This window comes from Pseudomonas sp. YQ_6, assembly GCF_043103245.1.
GTDB lineage: Bacteria > Pseudomonadota > Gammaproteobacteria > Pseudomonadales > Pseudomonadaceae > Aquipseudomonas > Aquipseudomonas alloputida.
This window is the reverse complement of record NZ_JBICJR010000054.1, coordinates 33,559-54,860: the sequence shown is the minus strand read 5'-3', so window position 1 is coordinate 54,860 and position 21,302 is coordinate 33,559. Positions and strand designations below refer to the sequence as shown.

Below are 21,302 nucleotides of genomic sequence, written 5' to 3'. Positions count from 1 at the left end.
CCTTAACCGCGTGGCGCCTGGGCGCTGGCGACTTTCACGTTGTTGCCCGCCACCTTCGGCGCCGGGTTGCTGGCCTCCAGGGCCTGACGCTGCTGGGCGAGGGCGGCGAGGGTTTGCTCGCTGGCCATCTGTGTTTCTTCCGGGGTTACCGGCGAACCAGGGCGCACGCGCTGCAGGCCCTTGACCACGATGCGGTCGTCCTTGCCCAGGCCGCTGCGCACGATGCGCAAGCCTTCCAGCTTTGGCCCCAGTTCCACGGCGCGATAGGTGGCTTTGTTGTCCTTGTCCATGACCAGCACAAACTTCTTGCCAAGGTCGGTACCCACGGCTTCGTCGTTGATCAGCATGGCGTCGTACTGGGCGCTGCCGACCAGCTTCAGGCGCGCATACAGGCCCGGGGTGAACTGGCCGTTGCTGTTGTCGAATACCGCGCGGCCGCGGATGGTGCCGGTGCGCGGGTTGACCTGGTTGTCGACGAAGTTCATCTGGCCCAGATGCGGGTTGCCGCTTTCGTTGGTCAGGCCCAGGTATACCGGGGTGCTCTGGCTCCGCTGGCCTTCACGGGCCAGCTGGGTGTACTTGAGGTACACGCGCTCGTCGGCGTCGAAGTAGGCGTAGACCTTGTCGGTGGACACCACACTGGTCAGCGGGGTGACATCGGCGGTAACGATGTTGCCGGCGGTGAACTCGGCGCGGCTGACACGGCCGCTGATGGGCGCGGTGACGCGGGTGAAGCTGAGGTTCAGGCGTGCCAGGTCGAGCTGGGCCTGGATCGCATCGACGCCGGCACGGGCTTCGGCGGCGGCACTGCTGCGCGATTCGGCCAGTTCGGCGGAGATGGCGTTGCTATCACGCAGGCGCTCGCCACGGCGGGCTTCGTTGGCGCTGCGGATGGCGGTGGCCTTGGCCTGTTGCAGTTGGGCTTCGAGGCGGCGGACTTCAGCCTGGAACGGGCGCGGGTCGATCTGGAACAGCAGGTCGCCTTTCTTGACCTGGGCGCCTTCGGTGAAGGCGACCTGGTCGATCTGGCCGGAGACCCGCGGGCGCACTTCGACGGTTTCCGGGGCTTCGAGGCGGCCGGTGAACTCGTCCCATTCGGTGATCGGTTGTTCGATCACCTTAGCCACACTTACCTTGGGCGCGGCGGGAGCCTGCACGGCGTCGGGGGTTCGACCGCAAGCGCTGATCACCACCACTGCCAGGGCAGCGAGGGGGAAGCGCAAAGGTTTGAGTGATTGTTCCATGGAGAACTCCGCCAAAGTATTAGTAGTGGGCGGAGTGTGAGTGTGTTGCGCGCGAGGCACGAATCGAACGGGACGAAGGTTAATATCACGCTGAATGATAAGTGGGGATCAACTATCGATGGCGGCCAGGGTTGGGCGCAGAACACCGCCTGCGCGGGCTCCGGGTTACGCGAAAGCCTGGGCCTGGCCATTCAGTGAATACTTGAGGCCAGCTCGAATATCGGCATGTACATAAGGATCACGATCAGGCCGATCAGCAGGCCGATGAAGGTCATCAGCAGCGGTTCGAACAGTTTGACGAACCATTCCACCCAGCGGCCGATTTCCTGGTCATGGAAGTCGGCGCAGCGCTCCAGCATCTCGCCCAGGTTGCCAGACTGCTCGCCAGCGCGCAGCAGGCGCAGGGATACCGGCGTCACCAGGTGCCCAGCGGCCAGTGCATCGGAAAGGGGCAGCCCTTCGCCCACGCGCTGGCTGGCCTGCTCCAGGCCCTGCGCTGCTGCGTTGCCGAGCAGGCCGCGGGCCATGCCCATGGCGGTGAGGATGGGGATGCCGCCTTGCAGCAGAATGCCCAGCGAGCGATAGAAACGCGCCAGCTCGTACATCATCAGGCGCTGGTGCAGTGCGGGCAGACGCCGCAGTTGGCAGGAGGCCCAATAGCGTACACGCGGGTGCCGGCGTAGCAGCCAAAGCGCCGCGACCCCACCGACGGTGCCCAGCGCCAGTGGCGCTTGCTGGGCATGCAGAAACAGGCCGACCTGCATCAGCACCCGTGACAGCCAGGGTAGCTCGGTGCCCATGCCCTCGAACACCTGGCTGAAACGCGGCACCACGTAGCCGAGCAGGAACAGCACCACACCGCCTCCCACCAGCAACAGCAGTAACGGGTAGACCGAGGCACCCACCAGCTTCTGCCGGACCAGGTCCAGGCGCTGACGATAGCTGATATAGCGGGTGAGGGCGTCGCCCAGAGCACCGGTGCGTTCGCTGGACTGCACCAGCGCTACATACAACGGCGGGAAAACCCGCGGTTGCTGGCCCAGCGCCTGGGACAGCGAGCGGCCCTCGTACAGCTGGCGCACCAGCTCGGCGAGCACCTTGCGCGCTGTCGCGGCCGGGCTCTTCTCCGCCAGGCTTTCCAGTGCGTCGATCAGCGGCAGGCCGGCATTGAGCAAGGTTGACAGTTCCTGGCTGAACAACACCAGGTCGAATGCCGCCTCACGGCGCCAGGCCATGCCGCGCAGGGCGCCGCTGCTGCTGCGCAGGCTGAGCACACGCAGGCCTTGGTCTTCGGCCTGGCGGCGGGCCTGGTCGGCGTCCTCGGCGTCGATCTGCAACTGCACCACGCCCTGCCTACCCAGGGCCTTGAGGCTGTAGCGCATGGCCGCTCTCCTTACTGCCAACTGGTGATTTCGGCGTTTTCGCCATCGCCGCCCGGCTGGCCGTCCTTGCCCATCGACAGCAGGTCGTACTCACCGCCGTTCTCACCGGGTTGCCGGTAGATATAAGGGCGGCCCCACGGATCTTGCGGCACGGCCTTCTGCAGGTACGGGCCGGTCCAGCGAGCCTCGCCACTGGGCGCGACCACCAGCGCCTGCAAGCCTTGTTCGCTGTTGGGGTAGTGGCCGACCTCCAGACGATACAAGTCCAGGGCCTTGCTCAGCCCCTCGATCTGCGCCCGCGCTACCTTGGCCTCGGAGCGGCCGAGCTGACTGAAGTACTTGGGTGCGACGATGCCGGCCAGCAGGCCGAGTACCACCAGGACCACCAGGAGTTCAAGCAGAGTGAAGCCACGTTGCGGGTTGGTTCTGCGCTGCATGGTGAAACCCTCCACTGCATGGGAACAAGCGTTGACAGGCACCATGCAACAGCCGTGCACGTCTGCCTCGGGGCCTTGCGTCATGCGGCACAGGAAGCGGCACAGTGCTTGCGTCGTGGTGACTGTCCTCGGGTTTTCCGGGGCATTTCCCCCACATCGGGGGCCACGACGAAGAGGCGACCGGCATGCGTGGACTCATCCTTGGTTTGATCTGGCTGGCGGCAGGTGCTGCCCAGGCCGATGTGTACATCTCAATCGATGCCAAGGGTGGCTACGTACTGACCAATGTCCATCGACCCGGGCGACACTACGAGAAGGTGATCAACGAGCCGCTGGCCCAGGGTGGGCCGGTCAAAGCGCAGATGATCACCGGCCGCCCTTACGCCGAGGTAGTCGCCACGGCTGCGCGTGTCCACAACCTACCGCCGGCGCTGCTGCATGCAGTGATCAAAGCCGAGTCCGGCTACAACCCCAAAGCCCGTTCGCGGGCGGGTGCAGTGGGGTTGATGCAACTGATGCCGGACACCGCCCGCGAGATGGGGGTGCAAGACCGCCTCGACCCGGAAGACAATGTGCAAGGCGGGGCACGCTACCTCAAGCAGATGCTCACCCTGTTTGACAATGACATCACCTTGGCCGTGGCGGCCTACAACGCCGGCCCGGATGCTGTGCTGCGGCGCGGTGCCGTGCCGCCGTTTGCCGAGACCCGGCGCTATGTGCCCACGGTGTTGCGGGAGTATCGCAAGTTGCAAGGGTTGGCTGACGATTCGCCTTTGTAACGACTGGCTTGCAGCTCACGCATTCCCACAGGGTCTGCACCACCTTCAGGCTGTTTCGGGTAGGCGAAGTGAGGAGGGGTCAAATACCCTTCGGCGGATGCCATCAATTTAATACCATGGTTTCCCCAAGCCTGGGCTATAACCTTCTAAAGGTGACCAGCTGAGGTGTCCGTTATGGACGTCGCCCCTCGTTCCGACACTATTGACGTGCCTGCCGATAGCGAGTTGGCCGCCCCGCGCAAGCCATTCAACCTGCTGCGCTGGTATGCCTGGGTCAGTTTAGCCATCATCCTCTCGGTGGCTGCCGGGTTGGGGTTGATTTCCAGCCGCTTCATCATCGACGAGAGCGTCGAGCGCGATGCGTTACTCACCGCACAGTTCATCACCTCCATCGCCGATGCCGAAGTGCGCCATGTGTCGATCCCCAATGTGCGGACCATGGGCGAACTGCTCGACCCGCGCACAGACCGCAATAACTTGCCCGACGTCGACCCGCAAGCCCGGCGCAAGGCCCGCGGCGAGTTCCTTGACCATATCGCTCACCTGCCCGATATGCTGCTGGCCAATATTTATGCTTTGGACCATACAGTGATCTGGTCCACCAACCCGGCACTGATCGGCAAGCTGATTGAAGGCGACGAAGACTTGAATCGGGCTTTCGAGTACAAGATGCGGGTTTCGGCCAGCTACCAGAATTTCGAACAGGCCCGCTCCGAGCAGAAGTTCATCATCCCGCCCCGGCAGCTATTGATCGAGAACTATATTCCGCTGTTCGATGCCGATGGCGAGCAGGTCACAGCGATGGTCGAGATCTATAAAGAGCCCCATGACCTGATCGCACGCATCGAGCATGGCCTGGTCCTGATCTGGTTGGCCATAACCGTCGGCGCTGCACTGGTCTATGTCGGCCTTTACGGCATCATGCACCGCGCTGCACGGCTGCTGGCGGTGCAGCAGAAACGCCTGATCAGCAGCGAAACCTACGTGGCACTGGGTGAGGTGTCTTCGGCGGTGGCCCATAGCCTGCGCAACCCGCTGGCCAGCATCCGCTCAAGTGCCGAACTGGCCCTGGCGTTCGACGAAGGCCCGGCGCAACGCCAAGTCAACGATATCATCAGCCAGGTCGATCGCATGTCGCAGTGGATCCGCCAGATGCTGCAGTCACTGCGGCCGCTGAACGACGAGGCGTTGGCGGTGGACTTGCCGCAGGCGTTGCAGGAAAGCCTGCAGACCTACGCTGTGCCGCTGGCGCGCGGCGGAGTAAGCCTGGACCTGCAACCGTTACCGGCCGTGCAAGTGTTGGGGCACCCGGTATTGCTGCGCCAGGTGTTCAGTAGCCTGATCGCCAATGCCCTGGAGTCGATGGAGCAGGGCGGGCGGTTGCGTATCGAGGTGGTACGTCACAACCGGCGCAGCTTGACCTTGCGTTTGTCCGACAATGGCAAGGGCATGAACGAAGAGCAGCAGCGTATGGCTTTTCGGCCGTTCTTTACCACCAAACAGGGTGGACTGGGGGTGGGGTTGGTGCTGGTGAAACGCATCATGGAACGTTTCGGCGGTACGGTCCGGCTCAGCAGCAGCGAAGGCCATGGCACGAGGGTTTCGTTAAGCTTCCGACTGGCCTGAGTACGTCAAATGACATCAATATAGTTTAGTAAGATGTTGATATGTAAAGGATTTACGGTTTTGGGTGAAAATCACCCAAATGTGGGGGATCTTCCTCTGATCACGTTTAATAAGTTCTGGCAACCTGCTGAAAAATAAAGGTTTTAATTTAGCATTTTTCTGCTGGCCAAGTTTTTGCAGCGAAGTTTGTGAAGCGCGACACGCGACAAATGGCAGCTGCGACTGCCCAGGTGGATTGCTACCCAGTGGCTGCTGCCATTGGCCTTGATGCAGTTCTGAACGTATACCCTGCGCGGGAACCACGCGATGCAGATGCTGGAAGACGAAGCGCCCGACAAGGCCAATGCGACCGCCAGCGGACGGGCCGTACCCTTGCGTGAATTCAACCTGCTGCGCTGGTTTTCGGTGATCAGCCTGTTGATCATTGCCTCGGTGGCAGGTGGGCTTGGTTATGTGTCGACGCGCTTCGTGGTGCGCGATAGCGTGGAGCGCGATGCCATGCTTACCGCGCAGTTCATTCAGGCAATGGCCCAGGCCGAAGTGCGGCATTCGCAATTGCCGCCTGGCAGCACCATGGGCGATTTGCTGGACCCGCGGCTGGACCAGCAGCACTTGCAGTTCACCCCGGCCATGGCCGAATCGACCCGTATCGAGTTCCTCGATCATGTCGAGCACCTGCCGGACACCTTGCTGGCCAACGTCTATGCCCGCGACCGCACCATTGTCTGGTCCACCAACGTAGAGCTGATCGGCAAGCGGATAGAAGTTGATGGCGATCTTGAGCGGGCCTTCCGCTCGCGCAAGGCGGTGTCGGCCAGTTATCACAAGGCCGCCGAGGATCGCGAAGAGCAGAAGTTCCAGCGCGCACCACGCTACCTGTTCATCGAGAACTACATCCCGCTGTTCGACAGCCAGGGTAAGCAGGTACTGGCTATGGTGGAAATCTACAAGGAGCCGCAGGACCTCATCCGGCGCATCCAGCGCGGCTATGTGCTGATCTGGGCCTCGACACTGGTGGGTGGGGCGTTGATTTACTTCGGCCTGTTCTGGATCGTGCGCCGTGCGGCGCACATGCTGCATCTGCAGCAGGAGCGGCTGGTGGCAAGCGAAACCTACGTGGCGCTGGGAGAAATGTCGTCGGCCGTGGCTCACAGCATGCGTAACCCGCTGGCCAACATACGCTCCAGCGCCGAACTTGCCCAGGAAACCGCCAACGCTGCTGCGCAGAAGAACATCACTGACATCATCAGCCAGGTCGACCGCATGTCGCGCTGGGTGCGCGACCTGCTGGTGTCGTTGCGCCCGGCCAGCGACAAACCCGAGGCCGTGGACCTGATAGCGGCCATCGAGGACACACACCTTGCCTTTGCCCGGCAGATCGAACGCAACGGCGTGCGCTTCCATTTCGAAGGGCCTGACGTGCAATGGGTGGTCAGCCAGCCGCTGCAGCTCACGCAGATTCTCAACAGCCTGTTTTCCAACGCCCTGGAGGCCATGCCCGCTGGCGGGATGCTCAATGCCCAGGTCAATGTGCAAGAAGGCCTGCGTGCCGAGTTCGTGCTGACCGACACTGGCAAAGGCATGAGCCAACAGCAGGAACGGATGGTGTTCAAACCGTTCTTCACGACCAAGCAGGGTGGCCTCGGTGTAGGCCTGGCCCTGGTCAAACGCATCATGGAACGTTTTGGCGGCTCGGTCAGCCTGAGCAGCCGCGAAGAGGAAGGAACCCGCGTCAGCCTTACATTCAATATTGCAGCGGGAGGGGAACATGGACCACAGCATCCTGGTCGTCGAGGATGATGAAATCCTTGCCGACAACATTCGCACCTACCTCAGCCTCAAGGGCTACGAAGTCATCGTGTGCCATAGCGCGGAGCTGGCGCTGGAGCACATAAAGCGGGCGCAACCTGACGCGGTGCTGACCGACAACTCGTTGCCAGGCATGAGCGGGCACGACCTGCTACGTACCCTGGTGGCCCAGGCGCCGGACCTGAAAGTGATCATGATGACCGGCTACGGCAATGTCGAAGATGCCGTGCAGGCGATGAAGGAGGGCGCGTTTCATTACCTGACCAAGCCGGTGGTACTGGCCGAGCTCAAACTGACCCTGGACAAAGCCCTGGCTACCGAGCGCATGGAGCGCACGCTGTCGTTCTACCAGGAGCGCGAGGCGCAGAAGTCCGGGTTGCAGGCTTTGATCGGCGAGTCGCCAGTGATGCTCACCCTCAAGCACACCCTGCGCCAGGTACTCGATGCCGAACGGCGCATGGCCAGTGACGACCTGCCACCGGTGCTGATCGAAGGCGAGACCGGTACTGGCAAGGAACTGGTGGCCCGTGCCCTGCATTTCGATGGTTCGCGCAGTAAGGGGCCGTTCATCGAGTTCAATTGCGCTTCGATCCCTGCCAACCTGCTTGAGGCCGAACTGTTTGGCCACGAGAAGGGCGCGTTCACCGATGCCAAGGAGCGCCGCGTAGGCCTGGTGGAGGCTGCCGATGGCGGTACCTTGTTCCTTGACGAGATTGGCGAAATGGACCTGGTGCTGCAGGCCAAGCTGCTCAAGTTGCTGGAAGACCGCAGCATCCGCCGGATTGGTGCCGTGAAGGAACGTAAGGTGGATCTGCGAGTGATCAGCGCCACCAACTGTAACCTGGAGCAAATGGTGCAGCAGGGCAAATTCAGGCGTGACCTGTTCTTCCGCCTTCGCATTATCGCCCTGAAGGTGCCGCGCCTTTATTCGCGTGGGCAGGACATCCTGCTACTGGCGCGGCATTTCCTTGCCCACCATAGCCGGCGCTATGGCAAGCCGAACCTGCGCTTTTCGGCCGAGGCTGAAAGCCTGCTGCTCGGTTATAGCTGGCCTGGCAATGTGCGTGAATTGCGCAACATGCTGGAGCAGACTGTGTTGCTGGCGCCGAACGAGGTGGTGCAGGCGCATCAGTTGAACCTGTGCATGACCTTGGTTGACGAGCCGTTGGCGCAACAGCCGATGGCGGCCATGTTCGAACTGCCGCGGCACGAGCCAGAACCGGGTACAAGCCTGCCTGACATGGAGCGCGACCTCGTCTGCAAGACCCTGGACCGCACCGACTGGAACGTGACCAAGTCGGCGCGGATGCTTGGGTTGTCGCGGGATATGTTGCGTTACCGGATCGAGAAGCTGGGGCTGACCCGGCCTGACAAGCGTCAGTGGTAGTACAGGCCGTGTCGTCAGGGGTTACCTGTGCCCGAGCTGCCTTCTCCTTGCCGGCCGGTACCTTCCGACCCACTGCCATCCATCCCCGGCAGATCGCGGTTGTCATTCTGCTTCGCCGGCGGGCTTTGCGGTTCGTTGCCCTGTATGCGCGGGTCGGTGTCCCGCGGCAAAGGCTTCTCGATCGGGTTGAGGGTGCTGTCCACGCCTGGCTGTGGCGCCGTATTGTGCGGGTCGTCGGGGTAGGTCGGACCTGTGCCGACAGCAAAGGCCAGCGGCGAGGCGAGCAGGGCAATCGACAGGATGATTGAGCGGGGCATGGCAGGCTCCTTTTGCTGTATGGGTAAGGCTCATACTTCTCTTCGGCCTTACCCGGAACGTCAAGGTGCCATTACCCCGATCAACGGTCACACCACCAGCGACAGCAACATGATGAAAATGATGCCGACGATGGACAGGATCGTCTCCATCATGCTCCAGGTCTTGAAGGTTTCTGCCACGGTCATGTTGAAGTACTGCTTCACCAGCCAGAAGCCGGCGTCGTTCACATGCGACAGGATCAGCGAGCCGGCACCGGTGGCCAGTACCAACAGCTCACGGTTCACCCCCGGCACCAGGTCGATCACCGGTGCCACGATACCTGCGCCGGTGATGGTGGCGACCGTGGCGGAGCCGGTCGCGATGCGGATCACCGCCGCCACCAGCCATGCCAGCATGATCGGCGAAATTTCTGCCTGCACCGCCATCTGCCCGATCACGTTGCCTACGCCGGTGTCCACCAGCATTTGCTTGAAGCCACCGCCAGCGCCGACGATCAACACGATGGCGGCAGTCGGTGCCAGGCTCTGGTCAAGCATCTTCATGATCTGCTGGCGGTTGAAGCCGCGGGCCGAACCGAAGGTGTAGAAGGCCAGTAGCAGGGCGGCGAGCAGGGCGGTGATCGGGTGGCCGATCAGGTCCATCCACTGGCGCACGATGTGCTCGGCAGGCAGCACCACGTCGGCGAACGTTTTCAGCAGCATCAACGCGACCGGCAGCAGTACGGTGATCAGGGTGATGCTGAAGCTTGGCAGGTTGCCCTGATCGGAGTCCTTGGCGATCTGGTCCATCAGCTCCTGGGACGGGTTGCCTGGGATGTAGCGGGAAATGAAGTTACCGAACAGAGGGCCGGCGATGATCGCGGTGGGCAGTGCGACGATCAGGCCGTAGAAGATGGTCTTGCCAATGTCCGCTTGGAAAATGCCGATCGCCAGCAAGGGGCCCGGGTGTGGTGGTACCAGGCCGTGCACCACCGACAGGCCGGCCAGCAGCGGAATGCCGATTTTCACCAACGAGACGCCCGAGCGCCGGGCGACGATGAACACCAGGGGAATCAGCAGCACAAAGCCGATTTCGAAGAACAGCGGGATGCCCACCAGGAAGGCGGCGAACATCATCGCCCAATGCACGTTCTTCTTGCCGAAGGCGCGGATGAGGGTTTGTGCGATCTGGTCGGCACCACCGGAGTCGGCCATCAGCTTGCCGAGCATGGTGCCCAGGGCGAGCACGATACCGACGAAGCCGAGTACGCCGCCAAAACCGTCCTGGAACGATTTCATGACCTTGTCCACCGGCATGCCGGAAGTCAGGCCCAGGAAGCCGGCCGCGAGGGTGAGGGCGACGAAGGGGTGAACCTTGAAATGGGTGATCAGCAGGATCAGCCCGACGATGGTAACCAGCGCGTCGAGCAGCAGGAAGGTATCAGTAGCCAGTCCGAACATGGTTTGAAGGCCTCGGTCTTATCGTTGTTTTGGGCGTAGCTTTTTGGAGTCTTTGCCGCGTTTACGGGTTGGGGTAGCGCTGTCTTTGGTGAGACGGAAATGCCGCCGAGGTCAGGCGGTTTGTGCCAGGCCCGGCTCACCGCAGTGCTTTAGCCAGTGGTCCACCGCTTCGGCCAGTGCTTCGATCGGTTGGGTGGCGTCCAGTGCAAGCGTTAGTGGCTCGCCGCGTGGCGATTCCAGGGCAGCGAACTGGCTGTCGATGAGGCTGGCCGGCATGAAGTGCCCTGGGCGAGCCAGTACGCGTTTTTCGGCCTCGGCAGGCGACAGTTCGAGGAACACGAACACCAGCCCGGGCATGGCCTCGCGCAGGGTGTCGCGGTAGCGGCGCTTGAGTGCCGAGCAGGTCAGGATCGGGCGTTCCCCGGCCTGGGTGGTGGTTTGCAACTCTTCACCAAGGCGTACCAGCCAACCGGCACGGTCGCTATCGTCCAGCGGGATGCCAGCGCTCATCTTGCGGATGTTTTCGGCAGGGTGGAAAGCGTCGCCTTCAATCAGGCGGCCGCCGCTTCTGGCAGCGATGGCGGCGCCGATGCAGCTTTTGCCACAACCGGCCACGCCCATCACTACAATGGCGGACAGGGGAGAATTCATCAGTACCTCCTGCGGGTGAGATAGCGCTGTCTCGCCGATGACGAACAGCCACCTCCCCGGTGTTATTGGTCTTGTCCTTACGCAGTATGGACGCCTGGTGGCGAGCGCGTGGTGGCTGCTACCAAAGATTACATTGCCTGCATCCTGAGACAGCGCTACCTTAGTGGCCGTTCCCTCTCCTTGCAAGTAGTAAAATTACAACATTCATGTCCCGCACCGGCTCCCGAACTACAGGTCGTCCCACCCTGGCTGAAGTTGCCAGACTTTCCGGGGTTTCCCCGATCACCGCTTCGCGTGCCTTGCGCGGGGTCAGCACCGTTGCGCCTGACCTGGTGGAAAAGGTCATCGCCGCAGCGGCGAACCTTGGTTATGTGGCCAACCCGGCGGCCCGGGCGCTGGCGTCGGCACGCAGCCAGTCGGTGGTGGTGTTGATCCCGTCGTTGTCCAACCAACTGTTCATCGACACCCTGGAGGCCATTCACGAGGTCATGCGCCCTCGTGGGCTAGAGGTGCTGATCGGCAACTATCACTACGACCTTGCCGAAGAAGAGAACCTGATCCGCAATTACCTGGCCTATCAGCCCTGCGGCATTTTGCTGACCGGCTTTGAGCGTAGCGATGCTGCCCGGCAGATGCTGGCTGCCAGCGGCGTGCCGTGTGTGCACATGATGGAGCTCAATGGCGAGCCAGGGGCTTTGTCGGTCGGCTTCTCGCAGCATCAGGCCGGGCGTGCTGCTGCACGGCACCTGATCGAGCGCGGGCGCAAGCGCCTTGCATTCATTGCCGCGCAGCTGGACCCGAGGGTGATGCAGCGTGCCGAGGGTTTCCGTCAGGCATTGGCAGAGGCCGGTTTGCAGGCCGCCGAGCTGGAGGTGTTGGCCCCGGAGCCATCGTCGATTGCCCTGGGCAGCGCGCTGTTCAGTCAACTGATGCAGCAGGCGCCGGATGTCGACGGCATCTTCTTCTGTAACGACGACCTGGCCCAGGGCGCGGTGCTGCAGGCCTTGCGTCAAGGTGTGGAGGTGCCACGCCAGGTGGCGATGGTCGGTTTCAACGATTTGCCTGCGTCGGCGCATATGGTCCCGCGGCTGACCTCCATTCGCACACCGCGGGCCGCGGTGGGTCGGGGCGCAGCACAGGCGCTGCTGGCGTTGCTGGATGGCAAGCGGGTGACGAATGCGCAGCAGGATCTGGGCTTTGAGCTGATGGTGCGGGAGAGCACCTGAGAGTGCCCGCCAAGGCCTTCTCGCGCGAATCCCACAGGAATGATTGGCCCGAAACGAAGGTGTAGCGGGTTTACCTGCGAAGCGTGCGTTGCGGGGCATGGCACCGGCTGTGCCGGTGTTCGCGGGTGAACCCGCTCCTACGGGGGGGCGCGCTGGTTCAAGACAGGCGCTGTAGATGCCACGACTTGCCAACGGCGATCTATGCTCAGAAAACCGCGCATAGGGAGCCCCGCGTCATGTTCGATTTCCACCGCAAGTCTGATTTGGCAGAAATCCAGCGCAGCCGCCAGGCGTTGGCCAATGCGCAAGCCAAACTGTCCGCAATCGGCCGTTCCATGGCGATGATCGAGTTCGCCCCTGACGGTACTATTCTCGACGCCAACGAGCGCTTCTGCCAGGCCATGGGCTACAGCGCCGACGAGCTGCGTGGCGAGCACCACCGGTTGTTCTGTGAGCCGGACTATGCAAAAAGCGCCGAGTACCAGCAACTGTGGCGCGAGTTGGGGCAGGGCAAGGCTATCAGCGGTACGTTCGAGCGTATCGACAAGGCGGGGCGCGAGGTCTGGCTGGAAGCCAGCTACATGCCCGTGCTGGACGAGCATCGGCAAGTCACCAGCGTAATCAAGGTGGCGTCGGACATCACCCAGCGGGTGGTGCTGGAGCACGAGAGCGAAAGCCTGCTCAAGGCCATCAGCCGCTCCATGGCGGTGATCGAGTTCACCCCCCAAGGCCGGGTGATCAAGGCCAACCAGAATTTTCTCGACACCATGGGCTACCGCCTCGATGAAGTGGTTGGCCGCCACCACGGGCTGTTCTGCCTGGCGCATGAACGCGAATCGGCCCAGTACCGAGAGTTCTGGGCTTCGCTGAACCGTGGCGAATACCACTCGCACCGCTTCGAACGCGTCAACAAGCAAGGGCAGACCGTTTTTCTGGAAGCCTCCTACAACCCGATCTTCGACAGCAAGGGCCGCCTGTGCAAAGTGGTCAAGTTTGCCAGCGACATCACCCACCAGGTCTGCACCCAGCAAAGCGCCGCCCATGCCGCCCATGCCAGCTCGGTGCAGACCGATGCCTGCGCGCGCAAGGGTACCGAAGTGGTGCAGCAGGCGGTGCAGGTAATCGAGCAGATTTCCCAGGAGCTTAACGACGCTGCGCGCAGCATCGACGCGGTAAACAAGCAGTCGGATGTGATCGGGCAGATTGTGCTGACCATTCGGGGCATCGCCGACCAGACCAACCTGTTGGCCCTTAATGCAGCCATCGAGGCAGCGCGTGCCGGCGAGCACGGGCGCGGCTTTGCCGTGGTGGCCGATGAGGTGCGCAATCTGGCCGCGCGAACCAGCAAGGCCACCCTGGAAATCGTCGATGTGGTGCGGCAGAACCACGACCTGTCGCTATTGGCAGTGGCCAGCATGCAATCGAGCCTCAACCGCACCGGTCACGGCGTGGCGCTGGCCAATGAGGCGGGAACGGTGATCATGGAAATCCAGCAAGGCTCACGGCACGTCGTGGACGCCATCAGCCAGATAACTTCGACGCTGCAATTGCATTGAGCGCCTCGCGCATCTCGTCAAGCAGTGCCTGCAGGCTCAGTTGCAGTTGCGCGCGTTGTTCGACGGTCGGCAGCCCTTTTGCGTGGGCGTGTTCGATAGCTTCACAGTCTTTGACCACAGTGCGCACCCTGATCATTTTGGCGCCACCCTTGATGCGATGGGCGAGGGCGCGCACGGTTTCATCAGGGGCGTCTGTTGCCAAGGCACGCAGGGCGGCCAGGTCTTCACCGACGCTTATCGACAGTTGCTCCAGCAAATGCCGCGTCAACTGTTCGTCGTCCTGGGTCAGGTGACGCAGTTCGGCCAGGTCGAATCCACTATGGAAAGGCTCCGGCGACGGCTGCTGAGGGCGCACCTGGGGCAGATGGATCTTGAGCGTGCGCAGACCAATTGGCTTGAACAGGCATTCGTCCATGCCGCTGGCCAGGCAGCGAGTACGCTCCTCGGCCTGGGCGTTGGCGGTCACGCCAAGAATACGGCCTGCTGGCAGGCCGCGCTCGCCCTCCAGGCTGCGAATGCGCCGGGTGAGCTCATGCCCGTCCATGACCGGCATGCTGCAATCGGTGATCACCAGGTCGAAGCGCGCTTCCTGCCAGCGTGCAAGGGCGATCTCGCCATTCTCCGCCAGTGTCACATGGTGCCCCAGGGTTTGCAGTTGCCGTTCCAGCAAAAGCAGGTTGGCCGGGTAGTCGTCGACCACCAAGATATTGAGCGGGCCGCTGTTACTTTCATGTGTGGTGAGTTGTGGGTCCGCTTGTGCCGGTGCTTCGCAGACGGGTAACCGCAGGCTGACTTGTACCCGGGTGCCAACGCCCTCGACGCTCTGAAGGCTCAGGGCGCCGCCCATCAGTTCGGCCAGGGTACGGCTGATGACCAACCCCAGGCCTGCCCCTTGACGTGCCCTTGGGCCATCGACCTGAACGAAGGCACTGAACAGCCTGGCCTGGTCGGCGGGGCTGATGCCGATGCCGGTGTCGCGCACATCCAGCTCGATAGCCAGAATGCCGTGGCCGGCAACTTTGGGCAGCAGCAGGCATGCCTGCACTTCACCACGGTCGGTGAACTTGATGGCGTTGCTGATCAGGTTGGACAGAATTTGCTTGAGTCGCAGTGGATCAGCCAGCACCCATACCGGCTCTGCGGGCAGCTCGCCGTGTAGATGCAACCCTTTGGCCCGGGCATTGCCTTCGAACACCCGCAGCGTGGCGCGCACCAGTTCGACCAGATTGGTAGGCACTGGCTGCAGGCTGATGTGCCCGGATTCGATGCGGGAAATGTCGAGAATATCGCCAATCAGCTCAAGCAGGCCAATGGCCGAATCATGCGCGGTCTGCAAGGTCTGGGCGTCGCTGCGGCCGCTGCGGCTATCTTCCAGGGCCAGTTCCAGCAGATCGATCACGGCATTCATCGGGGTGCGGATCTCATGGCTCATGGTGGCCAGGAAGGTGCTTTTGGTCTGGCTGGCCTGTTCGGCATCGTCCTTGGCCTGGCGTAACTGTTCCAGCAGCCCGCGGCTCAGCGCGAGCTGTGCCTGCAGCGCGTGCTGTGCCTCGGTTCGCTGGTTGATCAGCTTGCGCAGGTAGCTGTTCCAGAACACCACCCCGGCCAGCAGCAGGGCCGACAGCACCAGCACCTGCAAAGCCAGGGTGCGGTAGTCGCGCCAGGGACTGTCGCTCACCAGTGTGCTGGTGCGCCAGCGGTTGATCAACTGGTCCAGTTCTTCAGGTGGAATGCTTAGCAGCGCCTTGTCGAGAATGGCCTGCAGTTGGGGCTGGTCGGCGGCTACGGCAAAGGCGGCAATGGCCGGGGCGTCGTCGAGCATGTTGGCGATGCGCAAACGGTCCTTGAACACATGGCTGATGTAATAGGCAGCATTGATATGGCTGCTCAGGGCCGCGTCGGCAACACCGTTGGCCACGGCCTCCATCTGGCCCAGTGGGTTGTCAACTTCGACTATCTCGGCCTGCGGGTATCGCTGTTGCAAAACGGCCTGCTGCGGTGAGCCGCGCACCAAGGCGATGCGCTTGCCATCCAGGGCCTTGGCCTGTGCAGGTGATTCACCGTCGTTGCGGGTAACAAGCACGCGCGGGCTGACCAGGTAGGGGCGGGTATAGCGCAGTTGCTTCAAGCGGTCGGCACCATAGCCCAGCGCCCCGATCATCTGTGCCTCGCCCCGCACCAGGCGGTCGATCATGGCCTGCGATGAAGCACTCTCGACGGGTTTGAACTGCAGCCCCGTGCGCAGCGAGATCTGCTTGAGCAGGTCCAGGGTGATACCGCTAGGGCGGTGCTGGGCATCGTTGAACGTCAACGGTGCCAACGAGGTATTGACCAGTACGCTGATAGTGGGGTGGGCGGTGATCCAGGATTCTTCTTCTTCGCTCAAGGCTGTGAGGTGGCGCTGCAGCAGCAGGCTGGTGTTACCACTGCTCCAGCGGCGCAGAATGTTCAGGCGTTCACTTTCGCTTATGCGTGACAGCGCCTTGTCCACCAGCCGATGCAGGCGCGGGTTGTCGCTGGCGATGGCGAAGGCAAAAGCCTCTGGGGCCAATTGAGAGAAATGGTCGATTTTCAACGTGCCCTGAAAGCTTTTGCCGATCATGTAGTCAGTGCTGATGGCATCGCCCAGATAGGCGTCTGCCTCGCCCAGCGCCACGGCAGCGAGCCCGGCCAGGGTCGAGCGGTACAGGCTCAGTTGCGCCTTGGGGTACAGTGTGCGAACGCTGACGGCCGGCAGGTAGTGATCGACCATCGCCAGGCGCAGGCCGGCGAGCTCGGGCGTACTTTTCAAGCTGCGCCCTTCACGGGTGACGATCACTGGCAGGTCGTCGGCATAGGGGGTGCTGAGGCTTAGCTCGGCGTCCGCCGCCTCGAAGGCGTTGGAGCTACCCAACAAGTCGATACGGCCATCACGCAGGGCAGTGATGGCCTCGTGACGGCTGTCAAAACGACGTACTTCAATGGGGATGTCCAGCTGTTCGCCGATGATGCCGGCGTAGTCTGCGCTCAGCCCCTCATAGTCATGCTGGCTGACATTGATTTCGAACGGGGGGTAGTCGGGGCGCGCACTGCCCAGTACCAGGCGTTGGCGTTGTTTCAGCCAGTGGCGATCATCGCCGGATAACGTCAGCGGGGCAGCGGCACTGATCGAGCGCGCCAGCAGGTGGCGTGGTTCACTGCTGGCCTGCAGTTCCGGGGAGTTGGCCAGGCCGATAGCCAGAAGGACGCTCGCCAGCAACTGTTTCATGGCAGCCGAGCGCTCAATAGACGCTGTTGCGCTTGGCCAGGTCGACCATTTCCACCAGCGACTCGGTCTTGAGCTTCTCCATGATACGGCCCCGGTAGGTGCTGATGGTCTTGGCGCTGAGGTTCATGCAAGTGCCGATGTTCTTGTTGTTCTCGCCGCGCGCGAGGCGCCGCAGCACTTCCATTTCTCGGTTGGAGAGACTGGCCAGGCGCACTGGCTCGCTCTCCAGCGAGTTGCTGTTGACCGACATTTGCGGAAAGGTCGAATAACCTTTGATCAGCGCCTTGAGGGCGAACAGCAGGGCCTCGTGGTCCTCTTCCTTGGTGACGAAGGCGCCTATTCCGGCATCCAGGCAGCGACGCACATACAGATCGGTGGCCTGGCCGGTCAGCACCATGATCTTCGGTACCGGCTCAAGGCTCTGCAATCGCTTGATGACTTCCATGCCGTCCAGGCCGGGCAGGCCGATGTCGAGAATGACTACGTCCGGGCGCAGTTCGCGGGCTACCTGAGCCACTTCACTGCCATTGCCGACCTCGCCGATGACATGGAAGCGCTCGCGCTCGAGCAGTAGGCGCAACGACAGCCGGACAATAGGGTGGTCGTCGACGATCAGCACGGTTGTCATGAGGAAAACTCCTGTAGGGATGTGGTCCGCTTCCTGGAACACTCAGGAATACGTCTGTAAGTGGGGTTATCGGAAGCGCTGCACGATACGACCATTCCCGAAATTTGGTAATGCCGAGTATAGAAGTGTTGAAATCCTCAGGGCATATTGTTGAAAAGTCCTACAAGAAACAGGAAAGACATCACCCTGAAAAAGCGGTGATGCCGGTCTTTGCAGTTGTTCAGGCGCAGGCAGCGTGCGGTTTGTGTATCCGCAGCGTGGAGGCAGGGTTGTTGGTCAATGCCTGCCCGACCCGCGTCGGGCGGGCTACCAACTGCCCGGTACAATTCGGGCAGCGGCCTTGGAAGCGGGTTTCGGCACAGGCACGGCAGAACGTGCATTCGAAGGAGCAGATCATAACGTCGGGGCTGTCACCCGGCAGGTCGGCATCACAGCACTCGCAGTTGGGGCGTAGTTCCAGCATGGGCATGACTCCTGTTCGCAGGCGGGAACCCGGAGTCTGCTACGCCCGAGGCAAGGCTGGCAATGTTCAGTCGCCAGGGCGGTACAGGTGGGCATGCCCGGCACGGTACAACGCCGATTCAGCGAACGGTGTGTCACCCAGCACGTGGCCTACCAGGATCAGCGCCGTGCGCCGGAAATCCTTGGCCGCTACGCGTTCGACGATATCGCCGAGGTTGCCGCGCACCCAATCCTGGTCTGGCCAGGTGGCCCGATGCACCACCGCAACAGGGCAGTGCGCGCCGTAGTGCGGCATCAACTCATCGACAATGCGCGACAGGTGCTTGACCCCTAGGTGAATTGCCAGCGTACTGCCATGGCGCGCCAGGTCGCCCAACTGCTCACCCGGCGGCATGGGCGAGCTGTCACCATAGCGAGTAAGGATCACCGTCTGCGCCACTTGAGGCAAGGTCAGCTCGCAGCCGAGCAGGGCGGCGCTCGCTGCCGTGGCGGTAACACCGGGGATGATCTGGTAACCGATGCCCAGCGCCTGCAGGTGGCGAATCTGCTCACCGATGGCGCCGTACAGGCTGGGGTCGCCGCTGTGCACCCGGGCCACATCCTGACCTTTTTCGTGTGCGCTGCGCATGGCGGCGATGATCTGTTCCAGGTGCAGTTCGGCGCTGTTGATCACGGTTTCGGCCTGGTGGCCTTCGAGCACGGCGGCGGGTACCAGTGAACCGGCATAAATGATCACCGGGCACTGACGAATCAGCCGTTGGCCCTTGACCGTGATCAGCTCCGGGTCGCCGGGGCCGGCACCGATAAAGTAGATGGTCATGCAAAGTCCTGGCAAGAATGAGGGGGCGAAACGCTCAGCAGGCCAGGGCGAGCGTCGCCGGGCCCAGTACCTGGCGCGTCAGCAGCAGCCTGGCCGTACCCTGCCGCTGGTTGGCCAGGGCCAGTGCCGCGCTCTCGGCTACGCCCCAGCAGCCACTGTGCCGGTGGGTAGCGGCGGAACGGTGGCTGAGCAGTGGTTCATAGGGTTGCAGTTGCGCGCCATGGTACAGCACCAACGGCAAACCGAGGTGCTCTGCCAGTTGCAACAAGCCGGGCTCGTCTGCCTTCAGGCTGATGCTTGCGATGCCGCGCAGGTCAGCCAATGCCAGGCCCTGTTTGTCCAGGGCCTGGCACAGCAAGCGTTGCAAGGTATCCGCCGGGCAACCCCGGCGGCAGCCAAAACCGGCATAGAAGGCAGGCATCAAGCCTGGCTGGAACGGCGGAACAGCCAGGCGCTGAGCAGGCCCAAGGCCAGCCAGAAGGCGGCGTTGGTGAGCCAGGAGGCTACCTTGAACTGGGTTTCCAACGCTTCCGGGGCCAGGCTTTCGTGCACCTCGGGTTGCGGTGCACCGATCACATGAGGAATGACCAGCAGCACGGCGCCCAGCGCCTTCAGCAGCCAGTGCCGGGCGAACACCAGCAAGGCCAGGCCCAGCGCTGTGGCACTGGCTGTACCGACCCACCAGGTTTGGCGTTGCCCCAGGTCGGCGGCCGCCGTACCCGGCAGTTCTGGTGGCAAGCCCAGGGTTGGGGCCAGGCAGAAAACGGCGAAGCCAGCCAACCCCCACAGTGCGCCGGTGGCGGCGCGTTTGGGCTCGCGAAGGCTGTACAGGGCGGCGAGGATCAGGGCGAAGCCGACCGCGACCACCAGGTTGCCGCCTGTGGTGGACAGCACGCGCTGCCAGCCGTCTTCCGGCGACCAGGCTTCGGCGCTGTGTTCATGAGCGGCGACTTCGCCAACGTGTTCGTGGTGTGCGGCCGGGGCCGAGGACTCGTAGGTTTCCGCCTCCAGAATCAGCGGAGCCACCCAGAAGCTTTGCAGCAAGGTCAGCAACAGGGCTGCAAGGAGCCCGCTGAAGCCCGCAGTACGGGCAATGCGCGTGATCATCAGGCGTACTCAGTGGCAGGGGAAGGCGGCGCTGTGACGGGTGTCGTGGGCGGCGTTGTGCACGGCCTCGATGTGCGAGAACCCGGCAAAGTAGACCAGGCACAGACCCAACAAGCTGGCACCGACGGCGATGGTTACACGCTGGCTGAGCGTAACGGGGGTAGCAAGGCTGTGTTGTTTGGCGCTGGTGACGGGCATGACGCGATCCTCTGCTTTTTGTGGGCAATGGGCGAGCGCGGCAGCCCCGGACGTGGTCGCCCAAGGGAATGCAACAGCGCCCGCCCACCGCGGGGTGTTCATGAACGCCAGGCCGGTCTCCGGGCTTGCGAGGAAGAGCTGGGCTCCTGGAACGCGTCACCTTCCCATGCCGTACTACGAGGCACAGTGGTACAGACGCTTCACTCGCTTACCGTTGCGGGGGCAGCACCGGCATTGTCCGGCCCTGCTGAAGGGCCTGGGACGCACCGGTTTCCCGTTTCACCCCCTGAGGGGCACCTGAACGCGAGGCATAAGGAGAGCATGGGGCGGGCTTGGCGTCAATGTCATACAGCGCGCGAGGCCGTCGAACAGCAGGTACGACAGGCTCTCAGGCCTGCAGTCTTCTTCCAGCAGGCAGAAGTGCAGAAACCGGGCGATCACCCGCGGGCGAATGCCGCCAGCTTGTCGCCATCCAGCCGGTAGCGCACCCACTCATCCTGCGCCTCGGCCCCCAGCTTCTGGTAGAAGCCGATCGCTGGCTCGTTCCAGTCCAGCACACTCCATTCCAGACGCCCACAGTTGTTCGCCACCGCTTCGCGGGCAATGTGCTGCAACAACTGCCGGCCGGCACCATCGCCGCGTTGTTCGGGGGTTACGTACAGGTCTTCCAGATAGATGCCATTGCGCCCGAGCCAGGTCGAGTAGCTGTAGAAGTACACGGCAAAGCCGATTGCACGGCCATCACGCTCGCACATCAGGGCGTGCACAGTGCTGCCTTCGTCGAACAGGCTGTGCTCGATGTCGGCAAGGGTGGCGACCACCTCGTGGCGGGCGCGTTCGTACTCGGCGAGTTCGGTGATGAAGGTGAGGATCTGCTCGGCATCGGTACGCACGGCAGGGCGAAAGGTGAGGCTCATGGTGACGGCTTCCTTGGTCCGGATTGGCGATACAGTGATTTGTATCTGCATAATTTAATCAAACTGTAA

Annotated in this window: 20 protein-coding genes, 1 pseudogene and 1 riboswitch; of the genes and pseudogenes, 7 read left to right on the top strand and 14 right to left on the bottom strand. The window is 62.6% G+C overall.

Annotated elements, in window-relative coordinates:
* Positions 1-2: 2 nt before the first annotated feature.
* The 3 genes from mexE to gspG all read right to left on the bottom strand — a co-directional run bounded on the left by mexE (position 3) and on the right by gspG (position 3,063).
* Positions 3-1,244, bottom strand: a complete 1,242-nt coding sequence (gene mexE / locus ACF8FG_RS18760) for a multidrug efflux RND transporter periplasmic adaptor subunit MexE (protein ID WP_003253847.1) — start codon at positions 1,242-1,244, stop codon at positions 3-5.
* Between the two features lie 191 nt (positions 1,245-1,435).
* Complete coding sequence (locus ACF8FG_RS18755; RefSeq protein WP_019437524.1) at positions 1,436-2,626, bottom strand: type II secretion system F family protein; 1,191 nt, start codon at positions 2,624-2,626, stop codon at positions 1,436-1,438.
* An 11-nt stretch (positions 2,627-2,637) separates the two neighbouring features.
* Positions 2,638-3,063, bottom strand: a complete 426-nt coding sequence (gene gspG, locus ACF8FG_RS18750; RefSeq protein ID WP_003253843.1) for a type II secretion system major pseudopilin GspG — start codon at positions 3,061-3,063, stop codon at positions 2,638-2,640.
* A 185-nt stretch (positions 3,064-3,248) separates the two neighbouring features.
* Here gspG and ACF8FG_RS18745 point away from each other — a divergent pair, with 185 nt between their 5' ends.
* The 4 genes from ACF8FG_RS18745 to ACF8FG_RS18730 all read left to right on the top strand — a co-directional run bounded on the left by ACF8FG_RS18745 (position 3,249) and on the right by ACF8FG_RS18730 (position 8,664).
* Entirely contained in the window at positions 3,249-3,842 is a 594-nt protein-coding gene (locus ACF8FG_RS18745) for a lytic transglycosylase domain-containing protein (protein WP_014590828.1), read from the top strand.
* 174 nt (positions 3,843-4,016) lie between these two features.
* Positions 4,017-5,468, top strand: coding sequence for a HAMP domain-containing sensor histidine kinase (locus tag ACF8FG_RS18740; RefSeq protein WP_014590829.1), 1,452 nt, complete (start codon positions 4,017-4,019; stop codon positions 5,466-5,468).
* 306 nt (positions 5,469-5,774) lie between these two features.
* Complete coding sequence (locus ACF8FG_RS18735; RefSeq protein WP_318077769.1) at positions 5,775-7,268, top strand: HAMP domain-containing sensor histidine kinase; 1,494 nt, start codon at positions 5,775-5,777, stop codon at positions 7,266-7,268.
* Positions 7,237-8,664 carry a sigma-54 dependent transcriptional regulator gene (locus tag ACF8FG_RS18730; RefSeq protein WP_014590831.1) on the top strand — a complete coding sequence of 476 codons (1,428 nt, stop codon included), beginning with the start codon at positions 7,237-7,239 and terminating at the stop codon, positions 8,662-8,664. The genes ACF8FG_RS18735 and ACF8FG_RS18730 overlap by 32 nt, the downstream gene beginning before the upstream one ends.
* Positions 8,665-8,678: 14 nt before the next feature.
* Here ACF8FG_RS18730 and ACF8FG_RS18725 read toward each other — a convergent pair whose 3' ends face one another.
* From ACF8FG_RS18725 to ACF8FG_RS18715, 3 genes are all read right to left on the bottom strand, one after another.
* Complete coding sequence (locus tag ACF8FG_RS18725) at positions 8,679-8,981, bottom strand: hypothetical protein (RefSeq protein ID WP_014590832.1); 303 nt, start codon at positions 8,979-8,981, stop codon at positions 8,679-8,681.
* An 87-nt stretch (positions 8,982-9,068) separates the two neighbouring features.
* Positions 9,069-10,421 carry a GntP family permease gene (locus tag ACF8FG_RS18720; RefSeq protein ID WP_318077765.1) on the bottom strand — a complete coding sequence of 451 codons (1,353 nt, stop codon included), beginning with the start codon at positions 10,419-10,421 and terminating at the stop codon, positions 9,069-9,071.
* A 111-nt stretch (positions 10,422-10,532) separates the two neighbouring features.
* Positions 10,533-11,072 (bottom strand): gluconokinase, encoded by a 540-nt coding sequence (locus ACF8FG_RS18715; protein WP_076403124.1) that lies wholly within the window; start codon positions 11,070-11,072, stop codon positions 10,533-10,535.
* Positions 11,073-11,278: 206 nt separating this feature from the next.
* Between ACF8FG_RS18715 and ACF8FG_RS18710 the strand changes: the two genes are divergently transcribed.
* The 3 genes and pseudogenes from ACF8FG_RS18710 to ACF8FG_RS18700 all read left to right on the top strand — a co-directional run bounded on the left by ACF8FG_RS18710 (position 11,279) and on the right by ACF8FG_RS18700 (position 13,854).
* Complete coding sequence (locus ACF8FG_RS18710) at positions 11,279-12,298, top strand: LacI family DNA-binding transcriptional regulator (RefSeq protein WP_014590835.1); 1,020 nt, start codon at positions 11,279-11,281, stop codon at positions 12,296-12,298.
* Between the two features lie 236 nt (positions 12,299-12,534).
* Positions 12,535-13,317: pseudogene (locus tag ACF8FG_RS18705) on the top strand (PAS domain-containing protein); the annotation flags it as partial.
* A gap of 42 nt (positions 13,318-13,359) precedes the next feature.
* Positions 13,360-13,854 (top strand): methyl-accepting chemotaxis protein, encoded by a 495-nt coding sequence (locus ACF8FG_RS18700; protein ID WP_371923980.1) that lies wholly within the window; start codon positions 13,360-13,362, stop codon positions 13,852-13,854.
* Here the strand turns inward: ACF8FG_RS18700 and ACF8FG_RS18695 are convergent.
* The 8 genes from ACF8FG_RS18695 to ACF8FG_RS18660 form a co-directional block, all read right to left on the bottom strand.
* Positions 13,820-17,101, bottom strand: coding sequence for a transporter substrate-binding domain-containing protein (locus ACF8FG_RS18695; protein WP_392519119.1), 3,282 nt, complete (start codon positions 17,099-17,101; stop codon positions 13,820-13,822). The two genes, ACF8FG_RS18700 and ACF8FG_RS18695, sit on opposite strands and share 35 nt — an antisense overlap.
* Positions 17,102-17,114: 13 nt before the next feature.
* Positions 17,115-17,729, bottom strand: a complete 615-nt coding sequence (locus ACF8FG_RS18690; protein ID WP_014590838.1) for a response regulator transcription factor — start codon at positions 17,727-17,729, stop codon at positions 17,115-17,117.
* 220 nt (positions 17,730-17,949) lie between these two features.
* Complete coding sequence (locus ACF8FG_RS18685; RefSeq protein WP_019437528.1) at positions 17,950-18,192, bottom strand: DUF1272 domain-containing protein; 243 nt, start codon at positions 18,190-18,192, stop codon at positions 17,950-17,952.
* A gap of 66 nt (positions 18,193-18,258) precedes the next feature.
* Positions 18,259-19,011, bottom strand: a complete 753-nt coding sequence (cobM, locus tag ACF8FG_RS18680) for a precorrin-4 C(11)-methyltransferase (RefSeq protein WP_076403122.1) — start codon at positions 19,009-19,011, stop codon at positions 18,259-18,261.
* 34 nt (positions 19,012-19,045) lie between these two features.
* Entirely contained in the window at positions 19,046-19,432 is a 387-nt protein-coding gene (locus tag ACF8FG_RS18675) for a cobalamin biosynthesis protein (RefSeq protein ID WP_019437529.1), read from the bottom strand.
* Positions 19,432-20,118, bottom strand: coding sequence for a CbtA family protein (locus tag ACF8FG_RS18670; protein ID WP_014590841.1), 687 nt, complete (start codon positions 20,116-20,118; stop codon positions 19,432-19,434). Before ACF8FG_RS18670 ends, ACF8FG_RS18675 begins: the two co-directional genes overlap by 1 nt.
* Positions 20,119-20,127: 9 nt before the next feature.
* Positions 20,128-20,316 (bottom strand): CbtB domain-containing protein, encoded by a 189-nt coding sequence (locus tag ACF8FG_RS18665; protein WP_014590842.1) that lies wholly within the window; start codon positions 20,314-20,316, stop codon positions 20,128-20,130.
* Positions 20,317-20,408: 92 nt separating this feature from the next.
* Positions 20,409-20,632: riboswitch (cobalamin riboswitch) on the bottom strand.
* 121 nt (positions 20,633-20,753) lie between these two features.
* Complete coding sequence (locus ACF8FG_RS18660; RefSeq protein WP_014590843.1) at positions 20,754-21,233, bottom strand: GNAT family N-acetyltransferase; 480 nt, start codon at positions 21,231-21,233, stop codon at positions 20,754-20,756.
* Positions 21,234-21,302 lie beyond the last annotated feature (69 nt).